The following is a 21984-nucleotide window of genomic DNA, read 5'->3' as shown; positions in this document are numbered from 1 at the left end:
TCAAGTTCCGCCCCCGCGGGAGCTGGTCACTGCCAGGCCCAGCGGGCCGGTTCGACCAGCGGGAACACCGTGCCGCCGGCGGCCAGGTGCAGGCTCCAGCTGCCGGCGACCCCGCTGTCCAGGTCCTCCCGCAGCGCCTCGGCCCATTCGTCGTCGCCCGCGGTGACCAGCGACCGGCCGGGCCGGCACAGCGCGAGCGCCAGGTGGCCGTCGGCGCAGTCGCTGTGCTCGGTGACCGCATCGTGCAGCGCCAGCAGACCGGCCAGGCTCTCGTGCCGGGGCCGGCGGGGGAGGTCGTCGACCGGCATGAGCACCGGCAGCATCAGCCCGGCGGCGTCGAACCAGGCCAGCCAGAGGCTGCGCGCACCGAAGACCGGCGGGGCGAGCACGGTGTGCCAGCGCCGGGTGAGCTCGGTGGCGGAGCGGACGGGGAGCTGGGCGAGCGGCGTCGTGGTCACGGGTCGACCGTGGCAGCCCCGGGGCGCCGGCGGCCCGTCGTCCACAGGCGGCTCCGCCGCCCACAGCCGGGCGCTCCGGACGCGGCCGGGCTGGTGCCGTCGGTGGTAGGCGGCACCAGCTCAGCCGGTCAGGCCATCTCCGGTACCCGCAGGTGCGCCACGGCCAGCTCGAACTCGGCGACCTCGACGATCCGCATGCCCGTCGCCGCGGCGAAGTCCTCGCGAATCGCCGAGCCCATCTCCCGCGACTGCTCCAGCTCGGCCCGGCCGGCGTAGGTGATCGCGGCCGACGCGCCACCGGTGTCCCGGTCGACCAGCAGGCTGACGCTGCAGAAGCCGGGCAGGTCGCTCATCCGTGGCAGCAGGCTCATCCGGAAGGCGTCGATCATGCCGATGAGCTGCGCCGGGTCGCCGTCGGTCCAGACGACCCGGGTCCAGGCGCCGTCACCGGCCGGGTGCTCCCGGTGCAGCACGGCGATGTCCCACTCGGCGACGTCCATCTCCTCGGCCCGCATCACCTCGGCGGCCCGGTCGCGGAGCTCACCGACGGCGACCGCGCTGGCCCGCATCGCCTCGTGGGTGGCCCAGGCGGCGGTGACGATGCAGCGGCCGGCGTCCCGGTCGGCGAGCAGCGACATGCCCACGCAGCCGCTCATGCCGCGCAGCATCGGCCAGACGGCGTCGCGGACGTACTCGATGCCCTCGTCGACGGCCTGCGGGTCGCCGCGCACCGTGGTGGTCCTGGCGTGCATCTCCGTCCTCCTCCCCGGCCGCGCCCGGACGGCGCTGCCGCGAGGTCGAGGGTCCTCGCGCACCGCGCCCGTCGAGGGGTTCGTGCACCGCCCTCGGCGTGCCCCGGCGCGTGCGCACTCCCCGCACCCCGTCGCGCACGTGGTGCTGCTCAGTCGGGGGAGGACGCCTCGGAGACGGTGATCGCGGCGTTGACCAGCGCCAGGTGCGACAGCGCCTGGGGCAGGTTGCCGAGCAGGTCGCCGGTCGCCGGGTCGAGCATCTCGCTCAGCAGCCCGACGTCGTTGGGGGTGCTCATCAGCTCGTCCATCAGGCCGCGCGCCTCCTCGACCCGGCCGCACAGCGTGAGCGCGGAGACCAGCCAGAACGAGCAGGCCAGGAAGACGCCCTCCTCCTCGGCCGCGCCGGTGAAGCGGTACAGGTGCGGGCCGGCACCCAGCTCGGCGCGCAGCGCGTCCAGCGTGCTGCTCATCCGTTCGCCCCGGTCGAAGCCGCTGATCGCGTGCAGCACGATCGAGGCGTCCAGCTGGTCGGTGCCCGGGTACCAGACGTAGGCGCCGCGCTCCTCGGACCAGCAGTTCTGCTCGACCCACTCCCGGATGTGCTCCGCCTCGCTGCGCCAGCGGGCGTCGTCGCCGGGGATCTGCCCGTTCTCGGCCAGCTCCACGGCCTTGGTCAGCGCCATCCAGCAGCCCAGCTTCGAGGTCGTGTAATGCCGGTGCTCGGGCAGCTCCCACATGCCCGGGTCCTTGCTCCGCCACCGGTCGCAGGCCAGGTCAGCGACGCCGGCCAGCAGCCGGCCGGTGTGCGCGTCCAGCACGTTCCCGTGCTCCACGTACAGCGCGACGATGCTGAAGAGGTCACCGAAGACGCCCAGCTGCAGCTGCCCGGCCGCGTTGTTGCCGCTGACCACGGGGGCGGCACCGCGCCAGCCCGGCACGTCGCGGAACTCCGCCGTCGGCGTCCCGTTCGTCGACCGGCCCGGAGCCGGCGCCGTCCGCGCCCCAGTGCAGCGCGGGACGGCGCCGGGTGTCGTGCCCGGGCGTCACGGCGTCGGCATCCCACCGTTGACGTTGAGGGTCTCCCCGGAGACGTAGCCGGACTCCGGCGAGGCGAGGAAGACGTAGGCCGGGCCGAGCTCCGCCGGCTGGCCGGCGCGGCCGATCGGCGTCTCCTGCCCGAACTCCGGGAGGGCCTCGGTGGGCTGGCCGCCGGAGGCCTGCAGCGGCGTCCAGAACGGACCCGGGGCCACCACGTTGACCCGGATGCCCTTGGGGGCCAGCTGCTGGGCCAGCGCCTTGCTCATCGTGTTGATCGCGGCCTTGGTGGTCGCGTAGTCGACCAGGCCGGGGGAGGGCTGGTAGGCCTGGATCGAGCTGGTGTTGATGATCGAGGCGCCGGCGGGCAGGTGCGGCAGCGCCTCCTGGACGATCCAGAACAACGCGTAGACGTTGGTCTTGAAGGTGGCGTCGAACTGGTCGCTGGTGAGGTCGGCGAGGTCGTCGACGTAGGTCTGCTTGCCGGCGATGTTGGCGATGATGTCCAGCCCGCCGAGCTCCTCGACCGCGGTGTGCACCAGCGCGCGGGCGGCGGTCTCGTCGGAGATGTCCGCGGGGGCGAGCACGGCCTTGCGGCCGGCCTCCTCGACCAGTGCGGCCACCTGCTCGGCGTCGGTCTGCTCGCTGGCCAGGTAGTTGAGGACGACGTCGGCGCCCTCCCGCGCGAAGGCGATCGCGGCGGCGCGCCCGATGCCGGAGTCGGCGCCGGTGACCAGGGCCTTACGCCCGGTGAGCCGGCCGGTGCCCCGGTAGCTCTGCTCACCGTGGTCGGCGCCGGGCTGCAGGTCCGTGGTCAGGCCCGGGGCGTCCTGGGACTGCTCGGGGAACCCGTCGGTGCGGTACTGGGTGGTCGGGTCGGTGAAGGTGAACTGGTCGGCCATGACATCCGGCGTGCCCGATCCGATGGGGCGTCACACACCGGTCAGTCGTCGCGGTCGCGGTCGCGCCGGCGCTCCCGCCAGCGCTCGACGGCCTCCTCGATGTCCTCCTCGTCCAGCTCGGCGTCCTCGGTCGGCTCGGCCGTCGGCGCGGGTTCGGGTGCGGGTGCCGGTGCAGGGGCGGGCGGCGGAGGGGGCGGTGGTGGTGGCGGCGGCGGGGCGACCGCGTGGGTGACGGTCACCGCGGCCCCCGGCAGCACCTGACCGACCGGGTCGAGCGCGATCACCGAGCCGTCGGGGACGTCGCCGGTCTGCAGTGGCCGCAGCGTCGGGACCAGACCGCGTTCGACCAGCTCGGCCTGCACGTCGGTCGCCGGCCGGCCCACGTAGTCCGCCGTGGAGAGCGAGACCAGCTGTACCACCGGGGTGCTCGGCGGCGTCGGCTCGACGGTCGGGGTCGGCTGGGCCGTGGCCGGGGGGTCCTCGCGGCCGGTGGCCAGCTGGAGCAGGCCGAAGGTGCTCCCCATCGCGACGAGGAAGGCGAGCAGGGTGGCGACCAGGAACGGCCAGCGGCGACGGTTCTCCGGCTCGGGCTCGTCGACGTCGTCCTCGTCGGCCGGGGGCAGCGTGTAGGTCTGGGTCGCCGGGAAGGGCGGCAGCGGGGTCGGGGTGCGGACGGCAGGCATCTCCGCCGTCCGGATGGCCGGCATCACCGCCGTCCGTGGCTCGGCGTCTGCCGCACCGACGGGCCGACCGGCGAGGACGTCGTCGATGGCGGCCCGGAAGGCCGCGCCGTCGGCGAACCGCTCGGCGGGGTCCTTGGCGATGGCGCGCTCGATCAGCCGGCGCACCGGTGCCGGGACGTCGTCGGGCAGCGGCGCCGGGGCCTCCCGGATCCGCCGGAGCGCGACCTCCACCGCGTCCCCGCCGTCGAAGCCGCGGTGCCCGGCCAGGCACTCGTAGCCGACCAGGCCGAGGGCGTAGACGTCGCTGGCGGGGGTGGCGCGGTTGCCGGCGGCCTGCTCGGGGGAGAGGTAGTGGGCGGTGCCGACGACCTCGCCGGTGATGGTCAGCGGCACGCTGGTGGCGGACACCGCGACGCCGAAGTCGGTGAGCTTGACCCCGCCGTCGTCGGCGAGCAGGACGTTGCCCGGCTTCACGTCCCGGTGGACGACGTCGGCGGCGTGCGCGGCGGCCAGCCCGGCGGCGCACTGCCGGAGCACCTGCAGCGTGCGGTCCGGCGACAGCCGCGGCTCGCGGCGCAACAGCGCCGCCAGCGACTCGCCGCGGACCAGCTCCATCACCAGGTAGGCGAGGTGCTCGCCGCCGGTGGTGGCGTCGGGCAGCACCTCGCCGTAGTCGAAGAGGGTGGCGATGTGCGGGTGCACCAGGCCGGCGGAGTGCTGCGCCTCGGCCCGGAAGCGGGCGAGGAAGGTCGCGTTGGCGGTGTACTCGCGGCGCAGGACCTTGACCGCTACGTCCCGGCCGAGCACGGTGTCGCGGGCGCGCCACACCTGGCCCATGCCGCCGGAGGCGATCAGCGTCTGCAGCTCGTAGCGGCCCCCGAGGAGCTGACCGTTGGGGTGCACCGGCACATCCTCCACGTTCGGCCGCGCCGGTGTGGGACTCCTGGGACGTGAGGGTCAGGGGGCGGGACGGCTTCCCCAGCGGGGCGCTCAGTCGTTGCCGGAGCCGCCCCGCCCGCGACCCTGACCGCCGACGTCGTCGTCCCCGCCGTCGTCCCCGTTCCCCTCGTCCCCGTTCCCGCCGCCCTCGTCCTCGTCCTCGTCCGGCTCCTCCTCGGCCTCGTCCTCGTCGCCGGTGTCGGTCGGCGGCTGGGTCGGGGTGGTGACCGGGGCCGGCGTGGAGCTGCGGGTGGGCGCGGGCGGTGCGGTGGCGTAGGTGACGGTGACGGCGGTGCCCTGGGCCAGCTCGCCGTCCGGGCTGACGGCGAGGACCGCGCCCTCGGTGGCATCGGCCGTCTCCTGCGGGACGGCGGTGACCGACAGGCCGAGGCCGGTCAGGTCGGACTCGACGTCGGAGAGCCGCCGGCCGATGTAGTCGGCGGCGTCCACCTCGACCAGCTCCACGCTGGGGGTGGCCTCCTCGGTGGCGGTCGTGGTGGGGGCGGTCTGCTCGGTGCTCGTCGTCGGGGTGGTCGTGGGCTCGGGCGTCTCGTCGTCGCCGAGCAGCTGGAACCCGACGACGACGGCGACGACGGCCGCGATCAGTGCGCCGAGGAGCGGCAGCAGCAGTCGGCGGCGCCTGCCCTCCCGCTCCCGCTCGGGACCCGGTCCGGCGGCGCCGGCACCGACGGCGCCCGCCCCGGCGGCGCCCACCCCGGCGGCCGCCGCGGCCCCGCCGACGGCCGGCATGACCCGCGTGTTCGGCGCCTGTGCCGAGACCCCGGCCGCGGGGAGCACCGTCGTCCGGTCGGCCTGCGGCAGGGGGCGCCCGGCGCGCACGTCGTCGATCGCGGTGCCGAAGGCGGCGCCGTCCGGGAAGCGCTGGGCCGGGTCCTTGACCATCGCGGCCGCGATGAGCTGGCGCACCGGGGCCGGGACGTCGTCCGGCAGGGGTGCGGCGGTGTCCCGGATCTGCATCAGTGCGACCTGCACCGAGCTCTCCGCGTCGAAGGCGTGGTGGCCGGCCAGGCACTCGTAGCCGACGACCCCGAGGGCGTAGACGTCGCTGGCCGCGGTGGCCCGGTCGCCCTGGGCCTGCTCGGGGGAGAGGTAGTGCGGAGTGCCGATGACCTGGCCGGTCTGGGTGAGCGGCACGCTGGAGCCGGAGACGGCCACTCCGAAGTCGGTGATCTTCACGGTGCCGTCGTCGCCGATCAGCACGTTGCCGGGCTTGACGTCCCGGTGGACGACGCCGGTGGCGTGCGCGGCGGCCAGGCCGGCGGCGCTCTGCCGCAGCACGTCGAGGGTGCGCTCGGGGCTCATACGGCCCTCGCGGCGCAGCAGCGCCGACAGCGACTCACCGCGCACCAGCTCCATCACCAGGTAGGCGAGGTGCTCGTCGCGCGGGCCGGCGGGCGGGACCTCGCCGTAGTCGAAGAGGGTGGCGATGTTCGGGTGCACCAGGCGGGCGGCGAGCTGGGCCTCGGCCCGGAAGCGGGCCAGGAACGTCGGGTCGCCGGTGAACTCGCTGCGCAGCACCTTCACCGCGACGTCCCGCTCGAGCAACGTGTCGCGGGCCTGCCAGACCTGGCCCATGCCGCCGGTGGCGATCAGCGAGGCGAGCTCGTAGCGCCCGCCCAGGAGCTGACCGTCCGGGTGCATGTGGCTCCTCCCTGGTGCGCTGCCCGGGCACTCCGGACACCCCATCCCACCAAGTCGGGCCAGCTGTGGCGACCCGGGCCCCAGCCAGGGGTCACAAGCGACGACGGCGGGGCGGCGGTCGGCCCAGGGCAGCGCCTGCTCCAGCAGTGCCGCGACCGACAGCAGGGGTCTGCGGCACGGGCCGGCGGCGCTCAGCCGACGGAACTCAGGCGGGCGAAGACGATGACGTTGTCCGTGTAGTCGCCGGTGTCCTCGTCGAAGCTGCCGCCGCAGGTGATCAACCGCAGGCCGGCGTGGCCGATGTCGGCGTAGACGGCATCGGTGGGGAACGCCTCCTTGGGGTGCTCCTCGACGGCGTCGACTCCGAAGGTGACCGTGGTGCCGTCGGCGCGCTCGACGACGATCTCGTCGCCGGGCAGCAGTTCGCGGAGCCCGTGGAAGGCCCCGGGTTCGCCGCCCCAGTCGACGTGCCCGGCGAGGACGGCGGGCCCCAGCTGCCCGGGCGTGGGGCTGCCCTCGTACCAGCCGACGGGGTAGCCGCCGGGCGGGACCTCCATGGAGCCGTCCCGCTCCAGCCCCAGCGCCATGACCTGCGATCGCACGCCGAGCGCCGGGATCTGCACCCGCACGGGTTCGCTCGGCGGCAGCTGGAGCGCCGGAGTGGGGGACGCAGGCACAGGTGCCGCCACCGGCGCGGACGCGGCGGCCGGCGCGGGAGCCGCGACGGGGACGTCGAGGCGGGCCGGCATGGGCTGGTCCTGGGGCAGCAGGACGACGGCCGCGACGCCGGCTGCGGCGAGGACGGCGGATGCCCCGGCCCACGCCCGGGCCGCTGCCGGGCGGTGGGCCTTCGGGGCGCGGTGTCGGGAGCGGTCGTACCGGGTGACGCGCGGGTGGTCGGCGTCCGGGATGCCGGCCGCGCCCACGTGCGGGGCGGGGGCGAGGAGCGGGGGATAGACCCCCTCGATGCGCACCGGGCCGCCCGTCCGGACCTCCGTGAGGTCCGGGCGGGCGGCCAGGGGTGCGCGGTGCTGCACGCTCTGTCGGGAGCTCGGTCGGTCAGGCGCTCGTGCGGGAGCTGCGGCGCGCAGCGACGGCGGCGCCACTGGCACCGGCGAAGGCGAGTCCGCCGAGGACGTAGGGCAGCGCGCTGGCTTCCGCGGCCGAGCTGCCGTCACCCGCGGCGACCGAGCCGCTGGGGCGGGTGGTGACCTGTGCGTCATCGTCGTCGTCGGTGTCACCTGCCGCGCTGGTGCCCCGACTCGGCAGCGTCTCGCAGGCGAGGCTGTCGTCGTCGTCGTCCAGCTGGTTCGGGTCGGTGGTGTCCTGGTCGAAGACGGCCTGCGCGTCCTCCTGGTAGGCGTAGTCGTCGCAGTTGTAGACGTCCGCGGCCAGCGCGGTGCCGGCCATCGGGATCGAGATGCCGGCGAACAGGACAGTGGCGACTGCAGTGCTGCGAAGACGCATGGTTTCCCCCGTGGAGTGGTCGTTGAGTGACCTCAGTCTCACGCCCGACAGCCTTTTACGGACCGACATGTTCCGATACCAAGACCGCGCAGGACTGGCACATCGTGTCCTTGACGGTCGGTGGGGAGCGGGGTGTCCGCCTGTCGGATCGTGGCGCCTCGAACTCCGGCCAGCGGTTCGGCCGGCTCGGTCCGCGCAGTGCACGCTGTTCCGGCACTCTGCTCGTGCCGCAGCACGGGCAGAGCGCACACGGGGCGGGCAATGCGAGGTCGGTGTCCGGGCGGTCGGAGATGTCTCACAGTCGCTGACCGGTACCGGCTCGGTCGCGGGCGACCGATAGCTCATCTGGTCGTTCTGCGAGAGGAATCCCCGGATGAGGTCCCGCCCCCGTTCTGCCGGTGATCGGTTGGCCGTACTGGCCGGTGCCCGGCTCGATCTGCTGCGGGTCGCCCCTGGCGCCCGGTCGAAGTACGTCGCCCTCGGTGGCGTGCTGGTCAGCACCGGTGCGCTGGCCGCACTGTCGATGGCGTTCGCCGTCCACATGGCGCTGGGCGCCTGGTGGTGGGTCGCCGTCCTGATCGGCCTCGGCTGGGGGCTGGTGATCCTCAACCTGGACCGGATGCTGCTGGTCGGGATGGGCCACGACTCGTCCTGGTGGCGCAACGTGGGGCTGGCGGTGCCGCGGCTGGCGCTGGCCGTCGTCCTGGGCACGGTCATCTCGACGCCGCTGACGCTGCAGGTGTTCAGCAAGGAGGTCGACGCCACGATCGTGACGCTGCAGGCGGAGGCGGCCGAACAGTTCACCGACGAGCTGGACGCCGACGCCCGGTACGCGCAGATGCCGGTGCTCACCCGGTCGATCGCCGAGGACCAGGCCGTGGTCGCCAGCGGCGGCGCGACCGACCCGAACGCCGACCCGCGGGTGGGCGCGGCGCAGGCCGAGCGGGACAGCAAGAAGGCCGTCTACGACGCGGCGTCGGGCCGGTACGACGAGCTGCAGGCCAAGGCGCAGTGCGAGCTCGACGGCACCTGTGGGTCCGGCGACGAGGGCCAGGGCGCGGCGTACTTCGCCGCTGCAGCGGCGGCCGGTCAGCAGGCGGCGGTGCGGGAGACGGCGAAGGCCGAGCTGGACGCCGCCGAGGCGGCGCTGCTGCAAACCCGCACCACGGCCGAGAAGGACGCCGTCGGTGCCGCGGCCCGCAGTGTGGCGCTGGCCAAGGCCGCGCTGGTGACCGACCAGGCCGAGCTGAGCCGGCTGACCGACGCGCGACTGGCCGAGCAGGCCGCGTTCGACGCGGAGAACAGTCAGAGCGACGGCATCCTGGCCCGGCTGGAGGCGATCGACCGGCTGTCGGAGGAGCGGCCGATGGCGCACCTGGCCCACGTGATGCTCTTCCTGCTGTTCCTCAGCGTGGAGATCCTCCCGGTGCTGATGAAGACGCTGCTGAACTTCTCCCTGCCGACGGCCTATGACCGGCTGGTGAAGGTGCGCGACGACGAGGAGGTGGAGGCGGAGGAGATCCGGCGCGACGGCCGCCAGCGGGCGCAGCAGGCCCGGGCCGACCTGATCGTGGCGGCCGAGACCGACCGGATCGCGCGGGAGATCCTGGACCGCGACCTCGCCGCCCGCGAGGAGGCCGCCCGGGCGGCCGAGCGCAAGGCCCGCCGCAAGGAGGCCCGTTCGCTGCGCGGCCTGCTACGGCGGATCGCACCCGGCCGCGGCGGTGCCGACCCGGCGACCTTCGAGCCGACCCTGGAGCCGATCGAGCCGACGCTGGACACCGGCGAGCTCGAGGCGATGATGGCCGCACCGTCGGGCGTGAGCCTGTTCGGGACGACGGCGGTGCCCGCGCCCCGGCCCGCCGCCGAGCTGCTGCAGCCGGTGACCGAGGACCGCTGATCCCTCTCCTGCTCCACCTGACCGCCGATCCGGGTCCGCCCGGGTCGGCGGTCTGCGTTTCCCCGGGCGGGTGACCGCGCTCACTCCTCCGGGTGAAGGACCGTTTGGGCGATCAGGTTGTGCACCATTAATCGGGGGTGTCGAACAGCGTCGTTCCCGCGCCCGGCCGCACCGCCCCGGAATCCATCGCCGACCTGCTGGACCAGCACACCGCCCCTGCGCTGGCGCTGGCCCGGCGCATCCTCGTCGACGACCGGCTCGCCGAGGACGTCGTCCAGGAGGCCTTCGTCGCCTACTGGCGGAACCCAGCCGCCTATGACGGGGCGCGCGGCTCGTTCCGCTCCTGGTTCCTGGCGCTGGTGCACCACAAGGCGGTGGACGCCGTCCGGCACGAGTCCTCGCAGCAGCGTCGCCTCGACGCCGTGGCCGCGCGGTTCCGGGAGGAGTCGCCGCTCGACGTCGCCGAACTGGTCGCCGGCCGGATGGCCGACGCGCGGGTGCGCACGGCCCTGGCGGAGCTGCCCGCGGTGCAGCGGGAGGCGCTGGTGCTGGCCTACTGGGGTGGTTGCACGCAGCGGGAGATCGCCCAGCGCACCGGAGCTCCGCTGGGCACGGTGAAGACCCGGATGATGGTCGGCATGCGGCAGCTGCAGAACGGGCTGACCGCCGTCGTCCCGGGGCTGGCGGTCCGCCCTGGCACCCCGCCGGTCGCGACGGCCCCGCCGGCGACCGGGCCCTGAGCTCCGGGCTGGTCGCCGACCGCCGCCTCTCACCCGCCGGAGGGGAATCGGGGGCTCTTCAGGCGCGGGGCGTTGAAGTTCCGGAGCCCGGCGTTCGATCACCTTGCATGCGGATCGGTCGGATGGCGCCTGAGCTGGCCACCCCCCGCGTGGTCGCCCGGACCGCCGGGCTGCTGACCGCAGTCGGCGGGCTCGCGGCGGTGGCCCTGGTGCTGGGCACCCCGGGCGGGCTGGCCGTCTACGACCCCGCCGTCCTCACCCTCGCGCCGGTCACCACGGTGCTCGGTCTGGCGGTCATGCGCTGGGGCAGCCGGGTGCCGATGGCCTCCTACCGCTGGTTGCTGGCCCTGGGCTCCGCCGGCATCGGGGTGTTCGCGCTCGCCTCACCGTCGGCCACCGGCGCGGTGGCCGTGCTGGCGCTGATGGCGTTCGCATCGATGAACTCCTTCCTCTTCTTCCCACTCGTGTGGGCCGTCGGCTTCCTGGGCGAGCTGCTGGTCATCGGCACGGTCGTGGTCGTGCTGCGGGGCGACGTGCCGACCGGTGCCGCCGCCGTCCTCGGCCTGCTCGTGCTCGGCTCGGCGGGGGCGATCGGTGTGCTGGCGCAGCGGGCCGCCAGTGCGCAGGAGGACGCGCTGACCGGGCTGGTGAACCGGCGTGGGTTCGACGAGGCCCTGGACGTCGCGGTGCGCGGCGCGCTGCGCGGTGGCGAGCCGCTGTCGGCGGCGCTGTTCGACCTGGACCACTTCAAAGCGGTCAACGACTCGCGGGGGCACGCGGCCGGCGACGAGTTGCTGCGGACCGTGGCGGCCACCTGGGTCCCGATGCTGCCGCCCGGCGCCGTCCTCGCCCGGCACGGTGGCGACGAGTTCTCCCTGCTGCTGCCCGGTCAGGACGGCGAGGCGGCCCTGGCCACCGCGGAGCGGCTGCGGGCTGCGCTGCCCCGGATCGGCACGTCCGTCGGGGTGGCGGCGATGGAGCCGGACGATTCGCCGGCTGCGCTGATGCGGCGGGCGGACTCGGCGCTGTACCGGGTCAAGTCGCTGGGCCGCGGGCGCAGCGAGCTGGACGCCGGCGGCCGGAGCCCACTGGGCCGCGACCTGGCGGCCGCGCTGGCCGACCCTGTCGGCGGCGGGCTGTCCGTGCACTTCCAGCCGATCGTGACGCTGGCGGACGGCGAGGTGGCCGGCGTCGAGGCGCTGGTGCGCTGGACCCATCGCGAGCGCGGGCCGGTGACCCCGGTGGAGTTCGTCCCGGTCGCCGAGCGGGAGGGGCTGATCGGGGAGCTGGGAGCGGTCGTCTGGGCGGCGGCGTGCCGGGACGCGCGGGCACTGTGCGAGGCGACCGGCCGGCAGCTGTTCCTGACGATCAACGTGTCCGGTCTCGAGCTGGACGACGAGACGTTCCCGGCTCGGGTGCTCGCCACGCTGGCCGAGACCGGCTGGCCGGCCGAGCGGACCGTGGTGGAGGTGACCGAGAGCCTGGTCGAGGCGGAGTCGACCCGTTCGGTGCGTGCGCTGCACGTGCTGCGCGAGCACGGGCTGCAGGTGGCGATCGACGACTTCGGCACCGGCTACTCGGCGCTGGCCCGGCTGGACACGCTGCCCACCGACTACCTGAAGCTGGACAACTCGTTCGTCTCCACGATCACCACGTCCAGCCGGCGGGGTCGGCTGCTGCGCAGCGTGATGGCGCTGGCCGACGCGCTGGAGCTGATGCTGGTCGCCGAGGGGGTGGAGACGGCCGAGCAGGCCGCGACCCTCACCGAGCTGGGCTGCCCGCTGGCGCAGGGCTGGTTGTTCGGCCGGCCGCAGCCGGTGGCGGAGCTGATCGCGGCGCTGCGGCCGCTGGCCGCCTGACGGGTCGGTGGGGGCACCGGTCCACGCCGTGTACGGTCGGCCACAACAAGCGGACACAGTTATCCGCTTCCTTGGTCGAGGAGACCCGCATGACCACAGTCCTGCTCGCCGGCGCCAGTGGTGACCTCGGTGCCCGCACGATCCGGGCCCTGGTCGCGAGAGGGGCCGACGTCCGGGCGCTGGTCCGCACCGGCGCCGGCCCGGAGAAGACCGCGCGGCTGGCGGGGCTCGGTGCCACCGTCGTCGAGGCCGACCACGACGACCCGGCCGACCTGCGGCGGGTGAGCGAGGGGGCCGACGTCGTCCTCTCCACCCTCAACGGACTGCGGGACGTGATGGTCGGCGTGCAGACCCGGCTGCTGGAGGCCGCGGTGGCCGCCGGCGTCCCGCGGTTCATCCCCTCGGACTTCTCCGCCGACTACCGGCGCGTGGCGCCCGGGTCCAACCGGAACTTCGAGCTCCGCCGGGACTTCGCCCGGGTGCTCGACCGCGCGCCGATCCGGGCGACGTCGGTGCTCAACGGCGCCTTCGCCGACCTGCTCACCGGCCAGGCGCCGATCGTGCTGTCCGGCCGGGACCGGGTCCTGTACTGGGGCGACGCCGACCAGCCGCTGGACTTCACCACCAAGGACGACACCGCCGCGTTCACCGCGGACGCCGCCCTGGACGACGCCGCCCCGCGGTACCTGGAGGTCGCCGGCGACACCGTCACCGTGCGGCAGCTGGCCGCGACGATGACCGAGCTGACCGGGCGGCGGTTCCGGCCGACCTGGGCCGGCACGCCCGGTCTGATCGCCGGGATGGCCAAGGTGGGTCGCGCGGTGTCCCGGGACGACGAGGCGCCCTTCCCGGTGTGGCAGGGGATGCAGTACCTGCACAGCATGTTCAGTGGGGACGCCGAGCTCGGGCCGCTGGACAACGACCGCTACGGTCCGCGGAACTGGACGACGGCACGAGAGGTGCTCGCCGCGCGATGACCGGGTCGACGCCGCTGCGCCGGGACGCCGCGCGCAACCGGGAGCGCGTGCTCGCCGCGGCACGGCGGCTGTTCGCCGAGACCGGCCGGGCCGTCACGCACAACGAGGTGGCGCGGGCCGCCGACGTCGGCGTCGGCACGGTCTACCGGCGCTTCCCGACCCGCGAGGACCTGATGCTGGCCCTGTTCGAGGACCAGCTCGCCCTCGTCGGCCGGCTCGCCGACGAGGCGCTCGCGGCCGACGACCCGGGCGAGGGACTGCGGCGGTTCCTGGTGCAGGTGGTGGAACTGCAGGCCGGCGACCGGGGGCTGCAGGAGTTCATGCTCGGGCCGCAGGCGCGGGCCCGGGCCGGCGCGGCGACGTCCCGGATCGCACCGGTGGTCGGGGCGCTGCTGGACCGGGCGAAGGAGTGCGGGCAGGTGCGGCCGGAGGTGACCGCGCTGGACGTCGCGCTGATCCCGGTGATGGTCGGCGCGGTCACCACCCGGTCGCGGGACGTCGCCCCGGAGATCTGGCGGCGGGTGGTGACGATCGCGCTGGATGGCCTGCGCCCGACCGACGGCGAGCTCCCCGGGCCGCCGCTGACGCCGGCGCAGTTCGAGGAGGTCGTGAGTCGGGGGCGCTGAGCCTGCTCAGGTGGCGGGGTCGGCGACCCAGTGGCCGGTGTGCGCGAAGTCCGCGGTGGCCGGGTGCTGGCAGGTGGGGCAGGGGTCGGCGACGAGGTTGCCCTCCTCGGTCAGCCGCTTGCGGAGTCGGCGCATCGAGGTCTCGCCGCCGGTCAGGTCGGCGAGCCAGCTGTTGAGCGCGTCGTCGGTTCGGGTGCTCATGCAACCGGTACTCGGCAGTCCGAGCCCCGGCCGTGACCGGGCGACGCGCCATGGGAACCCGCCGCACCGCGGCCGCACCCGCATCGGTTAGACAGTGACCCATGACCGAGGCGACGACGAGGAACGACGCTGGCTGGCTCTCCGGTGAGGAGATGGACGCCGCGCGCGAGCGGCTGCCCATCCTCTACATCGACGCGGTGCCGGTGCGGGTCGACGACCAGGGAGTGGTGACCTCGGTCGGTCTGCTGTTGCGGGCCGGCAGCGACGGGCTGGTCAAGCGGGCGCTGGTGTCGGGCCGGGTGCTGTACCACGAGCGGGTGCGCTCGGCGCTGCTCCGGCACCTGGAGAAGGACCTCGGGCCGCTGGCGCTGCCCCGGGTGCCGCCCGCCCCGCAGCCGTTCACCATCGCCGAGTACTTCCCGACGCCGGGGGTGACGCCGTTCCACGACCCGCGGCAGCACGCGGTGTCGCTGGCCTACGTCGTCCCGGTCGAGGGCGACTGCGCGCCGCAGCAGGACGCGCTGGAGCTGACCTGGTTCACCCCGCAGGAGGTCCGGGAGCCTGCGCTGCTGGCCGAGCTGGCGAACGGGCAGAGCCACCTGCTCCTGCAGGCCCTGGCCCACCTCGGGGTCTAGTTCCTTCTCAGCCGGCAGCTCGGCGGCGCCCGGCGCGGGCAGCGAAGGCGTCCACCGCGGTGAGCACCTCGGTTGCCTGCCAGAGCCGGTTGCGAGCCCGGCCGGTGAACTCGGTGACCACGCCGGCGGCCACGAGCGGCTCAAGGGCGCGCAGGGCGTTGCCAGTGGAGATGTCGACCTCGCGGGCGATGGTGGCGGCGTCGAGCACCGGCTGGCGTACGAGGAGGTCCGCCACGCGCCACGCCGCCGAGTCGCGGCGGGCGAGGATGACGCCGTCCCAGCCGGCGCGCACCTGGTGCAGGTCGGCGACCAGCTGCCGGGCGTTGACCACGGCGGACAGGGCGCCGGTGGACAGGGCCGACACGATCGGGTCGATGTCGCCCTCGCGGTAGGCGGTGAGTGCCGCGAAGTAGCCGTCGACCTCACTGAGCAGCCCAGCAGAAACCGGGACCGTGACGGCACGGGTGAGCTCGTACCGGCGCAGCAGCGCGTGGATCAGCGCCCGTCCGGTACGGCCGTTGCCGTCGGGAAAGGGGTGGATCGTCTCGAACTGAGCGTGGCTGACCGCGGCGAGCACCAGCACCGGGACGTCCTCCCGGTGCGCGAAGGCGACCAGGTCGTCGACCAGCGCCGGCACGTCGTCGGCGACCGGCGGGATGAAGGCCGCGCCGTGCGGCCCGTAGGAGTCCCCGCCGATCCAGACCTGGTCGGTGCGCCACCGCCCGGCGATGGCGGGCTCGACCTCGTCGAGCAGGGCGGCGTGCATCGCCAGGATCGTGCTCGGGCTCAGGTCGCCGGCCAGGTCGAGTGCCGCCCGCATCGCCCGGACGTTGCCGAGGATGGACGCCGCATTGCGACTGGCGCCGTCCCCGAGTTCGGCGACGGCGATGGCCCGGGCGCCGGCGGTGAGCTGCTCGATCTGCGAGGAGGACGCCGACTCGCTGCGGAGCAGGACGGTGGCGAACGGGGCGATCTCGCCGCCGAGCTCGGCGTCGAACCTGGCGATCTCCCGAGAGGCCTCGTCGGCCAGCGCCGAGGTGGCCGCGTCGAGGGTGGGCATCGCGGTGGCGATCAGCGGGACCACGGCTGCCCGGTAGGGGCCCGAGTGGCGCAGTCGAACCGACCTGGGGACGACGTCGGACGGCAGCCGCGGGTGCCAGGGCACCTCGCGGTCGGACAGCGCTGGCCAGGGCGATCCGGCTGAGAACACGAAGCCACCTTATTCTCAGATCCGCGCTTAAGTGAAAACAACGGCCGGGGTGTCACTCGGATCGGGTGCGCCGGGGGGTCTGCGCTGTTGTCCCTGTCAGCGTTCGCGGACGAGCAGGGGCTGGGCGACCTGGCCGATCGCGCCGGCGGCGTCGGAGAGCATGCCGAGGCACAGTCCGATGCCGTCGGCGGCGATGGAGCTGCGGGCTGACAGGTGCACCCACTCGCCGTCCGGCTCGCGATTCAGGTGGGTGGTCATGCCCGGCGGGATGGACAGCCAGCTGCTGATCGGCAGCTCGGCGGAGAGGCCGTTGGCGGCGTCGGCGGCGACGAGCGTGCGGTCCAGGGCGGTGAGCTCTTGGCCGGCGATGAGCGGGGCCAGGACCCGGGTCCAGACGTCGGCCGGGCCGGTCTCGTCCGGTGAGCCGGCGGTGTAGCGCCAGTCGAGGGCCTGCCCGAAGCCCCAGTCGGGGAGGTGTGGGAGGAACGAGCTGGACACCTCCGGGACGGCGGGCGGCGGGCTCAGCTCGGTGACCACCGGCGGTGTCGGCCCGGTGGCGATCGACCACACCCGGGCGACGGCGACGGTGCGGCCCTCGACGGTCATCGCGGCCTCGGTGAGGTCGATCCGGCGGCCCGGACGGACGGGGGAGACCTCGACGGTCAGCTCGCGGCGGGGGATGGCTCCGAAGAAGTCGACGCTGATCCGCGCCGCCCGCAGGTGCTCACCCGCGGCGCTGGTGGCCAGGTGCGCCAGCAGCGCGGACGGCGGTCCGCCGTGCTGGGCGCTGGTCTCCCAGGGGCTCTCGGTGGCCCGGGTGGGGGAGAAGCGGTTGTCGCCGAGCGGCAGGTAGAAGGCCTCGAGGTCCACGCCCGGCAGTCTCGCCGACGCCCTCCTGAGGGCCAAAGTCGCGACTGTGGCCTCTCAGGCGGGGACCGGCTCCGGCTGCTGGTCGACTCGGGGCGTGGAGGCGGCGTGCGCGACGCCGGCGGCGACCGCGAACGCGGCGGTGATCGCGGGGACGGCGAGCCCGGTGCCCCGAGCCGAGCCGGTCGACGACGACGCCGGTCACCGCGGAGGAGACCGCCTGGCCGACGACGACCGCGGAGCCGAGCATCGTCATGGTGGTGGATGAGCGGCCGACGCCCTGTGCGTCACGCGGCCACGGGCGCCGTGTGCACCAGCTCGGCGATCTGTCGCCTAACCTCGTTGAACGCCGGCGAGGTGACGTCACGGTCGACCGGGACGACGGCCCGCACGTCGGCCCGCTGAACGCATAGCACCAGATGCCCGCAAGCCCTGGTGGTCGTACGTAGCCCTTGTGTCCGCGTACTCGCATCATCAGACTGAGCAGGTCGGTTGACGAACAGTCACTCGTTGATGGCCAGTCGATGGATAGGGCGTGCAACAGGACCGTGAAGGTCGTTCTAGATACAAATCAGATGGACCGCATGCCTATGCTGCGCCACTCATTAGCGACGCTGCTAATGCATAACATTTCTATCAACGGTGGAGTGTTGGCTCTCCCCTACGTTGTGATGAGAGAGAGCTCTCGACACCTGGTCGAGAAGCTTGAACGCGCTGTTCAGGCAGCCGAAAAGGGTCTGGGCGAAATTAGGCAGCTCGTCGGTGAGGCTCCCGAGGTCGGAGCCTTCGAGTCCGTCGACATGGCTGCGGAGTTTGTGCAACGCCTGGAGGAGTTCGGCGACTTGATTGAATTGAGCGACGCCTCTCCGGAGCAATTCCAGAGGGCTGGTGAGATGGTTTTGTCGGGCGACCCGCCGAGTAAGCCGAAGAACCAGCAGTTCAAAGACTCATTGCTGTGGCAGGAAGTGTTGATTCTTGCCGAGACTGATGATGTGAAGTTTGTGACTAACGATAGCGGGTTTCTGAATGCCGACCGCTCGGCTCTGGCGGACTCTTTATCCGCTCAAGTCCAGGCGGCCGGCTTGTCGATTGAGGTGCACGCCGACATTGAGAGCCTGCTGCGGCACTGGGGACAAGAGGAAGATCCGGAAGATAAAGAAATCGTCGAGGAGCAACTTCGCGCAAGTGCCCGTCTGGCGATAGACCGAGCAATGCTGAGCGTTACCACGTTCGATCTTGGCCCTGAGGTGGATGCGAACTTCGATTATTTCGCCACAGAGCCGCCCGGGACGGTTTATGTGGCGGCCGACTTGGAGTACGAACTGGTCGACATGGAGTTTCCCGAAATGGATGCCCGCGGCATCGTGACCGCCAGAGTGTCGGCCACTTATGAGGCGGGGGTGCTTGAGGTGTCTGACGTCTCTGTCGATGAGTTGTCGGTTGATCTTTTGACCCCACATGCGGACATTCATTTGGGTGGTTTCGTGGCAGTGAGTAGCAGTGGCGGATCTTCCGACGTGCAAATTCGTCGCTACAATGCCATGGCTCCCTTGCGACCGCTCTAGCTACTAGCCCCAGCCGAGCATTGACGTCGGGGCAGTGCGGACTGCGGCGGTGGTGGAGTCAATCTACGAGCTGGCGTCAACGTGAATTCGAGAAGTGCGACGGGAAAGGCAGTCGCTCAGCTGTGTTTGGCGTGTTGAAGCCGAGGCCCTGGTCGACGACCGTCGTCGACGGGCGGGGGAGCGGTCGCCCCTCGTAGCGTGGGCCGGGCTGCGCGGACACGGGAGCTCCTGAGGGCCGGGGGCGGTACGACCAACTCTCGGTCGCCACCCCCCGGCGGCTGATCAGGGTGCCCAGGTCGAAGCCGAGGTCCTGGTCGACGACCTCGTCCTCGGGGCCGGGCAGCGGGCGCCCCTCGTAGCTCGGGGTGGGGTGCTGGGTGGCACGGGCGCTCCTGGCATGCGGGGGACGGCGACACCGACGACTCTCGGCCGGCGGTCCGTGCCCCGGGTATGGCGGCGCTGTGCGTGCGCCGTGCTCCTGCGCCTCAGCTGGAGACCGGCTCCGGCCGGCGGTCGGGGTCGGGCGTGGGGCCGGCGTGAACCCGCGGCGTGGCGACGGCGTGCGCGACCCCGGCGGCGACCACGAACGCGGCGGCGATCGCGGGGACGGCGAGCCCGGTGCCCGAGCCGAGCCGGTCGACGACGACGCCGGTGACCGCGGAGGAGACCGCCTGGCCGACGACGACCGCGGAGCCGAGCATGGTCATGGTGGTCGCCGAGCGGCCGATCGGGCTGAACTTGGCGGCGAGGCTGTACTGGCTGACCAGCGTCGGCCCGATGCCACAGCCGAGGACGGCGAGGGCGACGATCAGCGTCAGCTCCGACCGGGCGATGGCGTAGGCGATCGCGGCGGCGAGCATCAGCGACCCGAACACCAGCCACCGCGCCCGCAGGCTGAACCGCTCCGGGAACGCCGCCGACCCCAGCGCCAGCGCAGCCGAGCCGATGCCCATGACGCCGTAGAGGAGACCCGCGCGGTCGCCGCTACCGTCGGCGGCGAGGAAGCCGGTGAGCGAGGTGAGGGTGGCGCCGAAGAAGAGGCCGATGCCGAGGGTGCCGGTCACCACGGTGACCAGCGGGAAGCGGGCGAGCTCCCGGGCGGGGGCCTGCTCGTGGCGGGCGTCCTGCGCCCCGGGGTGCAGCCGCCCGGTGGGGTGCAGCGCGAACCAGGTGACGAAGACGAACGTCAGCGCCGAGGCGCCGGCGATGGCCAGCCAGGGGGCGACGGCGGTGGCGAGCAGCCCGACGAGGAAGGGGCCGACGATGAAGACGGTCTCGTCGGCGGCGGACTCGTAGGCCATCGTCCCGTTCAGCACCCGCTCACGCCGGTTGCGCTGGACCGAGCGCTTGATGATGGCGACCAGCCGGGTGCGCGACATCGGGGCGATCTGCGGCGCCGACGCCCCGATCAGCACCGACATGGCGAGCAGGGCGAGGGCCGGGGTGCTGCTGGCGACGACGAACGGGAAGGCGCCGAGCAGGGTCGCGTTGACCAGCCCGACCGGGACGAGCACCCGCCGCTGGCCGAGCCGGTCGGAGGCCGCGCCGAGCAGCGGCCCGGCGAGCGCGGTGCCGATGCCGGCGGCGGCGGAGTTGAGCCCACCGAGAGTCACCGAGCCGCGCTCGGCGACCACGAGGGTCAGGACGCCGACCACCATCATCGCGAACGGGAGCCGCGCGATGAAGGCGAGCGGGAAGTAGGAGAGCCCGGCGTGCCGGATGAGCTCGCTGCTGGAAGAGCGCGTGTGGAACATGACCTCTGCTGCGGGGATCGGGCGTGCCGCCTTGCTCCGCAAGCAGGTAGTTACACACGAGACGTTCAGGAACTGCCCCGACGATAACCGATGGGGCGTTCGCGCCGGGCCAGGTGCACCCCGGTCGGGTGGGGCGTTGACTGGCGCCGTGGACGACGTCGCCAACGCGCTGCGCGCTGACCCGGTGGACCTGGAGACGGCGCGGGCGCACGTGCCGGCAGCGCCGGGGCTGTACGCGTGGTGGGCGCCGTTCGGTGCGCTACCGGGGATCTCCGGTCCGCGCCACCCCACGGTCGACGCCCAGCTGCTGTACGTCGGAATCGCACCGAACGGCGCGGCGTCGAAGGCGACGCTGCGCAGCCGGGTGGTGGGCGACCACATCCGCGGGACGACCGGCTCCTCGACGCTGCGGCGCTCGCTTGCGGCGCTGCTCAGCGAGCAGCAGGGCTGGCAGAGCCGGTGGACAACGCGGCCGGTGCTGGTCAACGCCGACGAGCTGCGGCTGTCGGAGTGGATGGCGGAGCGGCTGCGGCTCACCTGGGTCGTGCACCCGGAGCCGTGGATGGAGGAGGCCGCGGTGATCGCCAGGCTGGAGCCGCCGCTCAACCGGGCGGACAACTCCGCCCATCCGCTGTACGACCACGTGAGGGCCGCGCGGACGCGCTGGCGCGAGGCGGCCAGGGCCGGGGGTCGGTCGTGATTGGTGCAGGCCGGCTGGCTGCCCGCAATGGCTGAGCACCCGTGGGATGTCCTGCTCGCTGACAGCTTCCGACGGGAGTGCTGGACTGCACGCCCTTCGGCGGCTGGCACTCGTGTTCGCATCGTGACGTCGCCCGCCGCGCCCTCGGATCGCCGCGAGACCAAGCTGCCAAGAAGATGATCAGTGCGGCTTCTCGGCCCGTAGCTGAGTGCGAGCCTGCTCGTAGTCGGTGCGCTGCTCTCGGTAGGCCAGCAGCTCATCAGCTGCGCGCCGGGCTGTGTCCAGGTCGAGCTGGTCGCCGGCATGAATTGCGCTCTCGAGCCAGGTCGTCGGATCGGTGGAGCAGGTGATGGTTACGTCGTCGTAGTGGACGACGGGAGGCATGAACGGTGCCCCTGGACCGGTGAACAGCAGGACGGGCCGTACCGGGACGTCGACGCCCCTGCTGTGCAGCAGTAGCTGCACCCGTTGTGCGCCGTATTGCGTCTGCGTGACTTTGCCGGCGAGGTCGGCGACCTTGGCCAGGTCCCGACGCCGGGAGAACGAGCTCTTGACCTCGACGGCCAGACATCCGCGCGACGTCAGGACGACGTGATCGACGTTCCCGTGCTCGAACGAGACGTCGCTAACCACGCCGTGGATTCCGGGTACCCGCCGGAGATCTGTGCCGACGCTGCGCTCAACGAGCCGGCCGAGACGCGGGTGGAAAGTCCCATCGACGACCGAGAGCAGGACGATGGTCGCAACCGCGGTTGCGCCGACGTAGACGCCGATCACGACGCCCGTCAGCAACGGGGAGTGGCGTACCGCCAAGCTCATGCCGGCTGCGGACACAACCAGGGCCATCAGGACGAGGGCCAAGTCCTTCCAGCGGTTACGGAGCAGTTCCGCTCGCCGGGTACGAAGATCGTTGTCGAGCCAGGAGGCGCGTTGATGACGGCGATGGCTCACCCGTAGGCGGAGTGCACCGTGACGCCGTTGATACCTGAGGCAGCTCACCTTGCTTCTTCGGCCAGGTGCTCGGGGAGTCGGAACGCCGGAATGAGGACGTC

General features: G+C 73.1%; 21 protein-coding genes. 8 read left to right on the top strand and 13 right to left on the bottom strand.

The annotated features are described in order from the left end of the window. Window positions 1-26: 26 nt before the first annotated feature. The 8 genes from O2V63_RS12110 to O2V63_RS12075 form a co-directional block, all read right to left on the bottom strand. Window positions 27-458 carry a hypothetical protein gene (locus O2V63_RS12110; protein WP_269167775.1) on the bottom strand — a complete coding sequence of 144 codons (432 nt, stop codon included), beginning with the start codon at window positions 456-458 and terminating at the stop codon, window positions 27-29. 128 nt (window positions 459-586) lie between these two features. After that, window positions 587-1210: an antibiotic biosynthesis monooxygenase gene (locus O2V63_RS12105; protein WP_269167774.1), complete on the bottom strand. Its 624-nt coding sequence runs from the start codon at window positions 1208-1210 to the stop codon at window positions 587-589. Window positions 1211-1359: 149 nt separating this feature from the next. Next, window positions 1360-2148, bottom strand: a complete 789-nt coding sequence (locus tag O2V63_RS12100) for a glycoside hydrolase family 15 protein (protein WP_269167773.1) — start codon at window positions 2146-2148, stop codon at window positions 1360-1362. Between the two features lie 105 nt (window positions 2149-2253). Beyond that, a complete protein-coding gene (locus O2V63_RS12095) occupies window positions 2254-3147 on the bottom strand; it encodes a glucose 1-dehydrogenase (RefSeq protein WP_269167772.1) in 894 nt (297 codons plus the stop codon). 41 nt (window positions 3148-3188) lie between these two features. Then, entirely contained in the window at window positions 3189-4733 is a 1545-nt protein-coding gene (locus tag O2V63_RS12090) for a protein kinase domain-containing protein (RefSeq protein ID WP_269167771.1), read from the bottom strand. Between the two features lie 87 nt (window positions 4734-4820). Continuing rightward, window positions 4821-6431, bottom strand: a complete 1611-nt coding sequence (locus O2V63_RS12085) for a Stk1 family PASTA domain-containing Ser/Thr kinase (RefSeq protein WP_269167770.1) — start codon at window positions 6429-6431, stop codon at window positions 4821-4823. A 191-nt stretch (window positions 6432-6622) separates the two neighbouring features. After that, window positions 6623-7468 (bottom strand): class F sortase, encoded by an 846-nt coding sequence (locus tag O2V63_RS12080; protein WP_269167769.1) that lies wholly within the window; start codon window positions 7466-7468, stop codon window positions 6623-6625. Window positions 7469-7490: 22 nt separating this feature from the next. Beyond that, the gene (locus tag O2V63_RS12075) at window positions 7491-7898 is read right to left on the bottom strand and encodes a hypothetical protein (RefSeq protein ID WP_269167768.1); all 408 of its coding nucleotides are present in this window, start codon (window positions 7896-7898) and stop codon (window positions 7491-7493) included. Between the two features lie 406 nt (window positions 7899-8304). On the opposite strand from O2V63_RS12075, the gene O2V63_RS12070 reads away from it, so the two are divergent. From O2V63_RS12070 to O2V63_RS12050, 5 genes are all read left to right on the top strand, one after another. Further along, on the top strand, window positions 8305-9798 hold the full coding sequence (locus O2V63_RS12070; RefSeq protein WP_269167767.1) for a DUF4407 domain-containing protein: 1494 nt from the start codon (window positions 8305-8307) through the stop codon (window positions 9796-9798). A 137-nt stretch (window positions 9799-9935) separates the two neighbouring features. Then, window positions 9936-10538 carry a sigma-70 family RNA polymerase sigma factor gene (locus O2V63_RS12065; RefSeq protein ID WP_269167766.1) on the top strand — a complete coding sequence of 201 codons (603 nt, stop codon included), beginning with the start codon at window positions 9936-9938 and terminating at the stop codon, window positions 10536-10538. A gap of 107 nt (window positions 10539-10645) precedes the next feature. Then, window positions 10646-12397: a putative bifunctional diguanylate cyclase/phosphodiesterase gene (locus O2V63_RS12060; protein WP_269167765.1), complete on the top strand. Its 1752-nt coding sequence runs from the start codon at window positions 10646-10648 to the stop codon at window positions 12395-12397. An 89-nt stretch (window positions 12398-12486) separates the two neighbouring features. Next, a complete protein-coding gene (locus tag O2V63_RS12055) occupies window positions 12487-13374 on the top strand; it encodes an NmrA family NAD(P)-binding protein (RefSeq protein ID WP_269167764.1) in 888 nt (295 codons plus the stop codon). After that, on the top strand, window positions 13371-14000 hold the full coding sequence (locus tag O2V63_RS12050; protein WP_269167763.1) for a TetR/AcrR family transcriptional regulator: 630 nt from the start codon (window positions 13371-13373) through the stop codon (window positions 13998-14000). Before O2V63_RS12055 ends, O2V63_RS12050 begins: the two co-directional genes overlap by 4 nt. A 6-nt stretch (window positions 14001-14006) precedes the next feature. Here O2V63_RS12050 and O2V63_RS12045 read toward each other — a convergent pair whose 3' ends face one another. Continuing rightward, a complete protein-coding gene (locus O2V63_RS12045; protein ID WP_269167762.1) occupies window positions 14007-14201 on the bottom strand; it encodes a hypothetical protein in 195 nt (64 codons plus the stop codon). A 101-nt stretch (window positions 14202-14302) separates the two neighbouring features. Here O2V63_RS12045 and O2V63_RS12040 point away from each other — a divergent pair, with 101 nt between their 5' ends. After that, complete coding sequence (locus O2V63_RS12040; protein WP_269167761.1) at window positions 14303-14836, top strand: NUDIX hydrolase family protein; 534 nt, start codon at window positions 14303-14305, stop codon at window positions 14834-14836. A gap of 7 nt (window positions 14837-14843) precedes the next feature. On the opposite strand, the gene O2V63_RS12035 is transcribed toward O2V63_RS12040, so the two are convergent. Next, entirely contained in the window at window positions 14844-16046 is a 1203-nt protein-coding gene (locus O2V63_RS12035) for a Fic family protein (RefSeq protein ID WP_269167760.1), read from the bottom strand. 96 nt (window positions 16047-16142) lie between these two features. Beyond that, window positions 16143-16916 (bottom strand): thioesterase family protein, encoded by a 774-nt coding sequence (locus tag O2V63_RS12030; protein WP_269167759.1) that lies wholly within the window; start codon window positions 16914-16916, stop codon window positions 16143-16145. Window positions 16917-17437: 521 nt separating this feature from the next. Here O2V63_RS12030 and O2V63_RS12025 point away from each other — a divergent pair. Then, window positions 17438-18478 (top strand): PIN domain-containing protein, encoded by a 1041-nt coding sequence (locus O2V63_RS12025; protein ID WP_269167758.1) that lies wholly within the window; start codon window positions 17438-17440, stop codon window positions 18476-18478. 485 nt (window positions 18479-18963) lie between these two features. On the opposite strand, the gene O2V63_RS12020 is transcribed toward O2V63_RS12025, so the two are convergent. Next, window positions 18964-20232 (bottom strand): MFS transporter, encoded by a 1269-nt coding sequence (locus O2V63_RS12020; RefSeq protein WP_269167757.1) that lies wholly within the window; start codon window positions 20230-20232, stop codon window positions 18964-18966. A 148-nt stretch (window positions 20233-20380) separates the two neighbouring features. On the opposite strand from O2V63_RS12020, the gene O2V63_RS12015 reads away from it, so the two are divergent. Further along, window positions 20381-20932: a GIY-YIG nuclease family protein gene (locus O2V63_RS12015; RefSeq protein ID WP_269167756.1), complete on the top strand. Its 552-nt coding sequence runs from the start codon at window positions 20381-20383 to the stop codon at window positions 20930-20932. A gap of 180 nt (window positions 20933-21112) precedes the next feature. Here O2V63_RS12015 and O2V63_RS12010 read toward each other — a convergent pair whose 3' ends face one another. Further along, window positions 21113-21883, bottom strand: a complete 771-nt coding sequence (locus O2V63_RS12010; RefSeq protein ID WP_269167755.1) for a nuclease-related domain-containing protein — start codon at window positions 21881-21883, stop codon at window positions 21113-21115. Window positions 21884-21984: the final 101 nt, after the last annotated feature.

This window comes from Modestobacter sp. VKM Ac-2977 (assembly GCF_026968045.1).
GTDB lineage: Bacteria > Actinomycetota > Actinomycetes > Mycobacteriales > Geodermatophilaceae > Modestobacter.
This window is presented reverse-complemented; position numbering and strand designations above follow the sequence as displayed.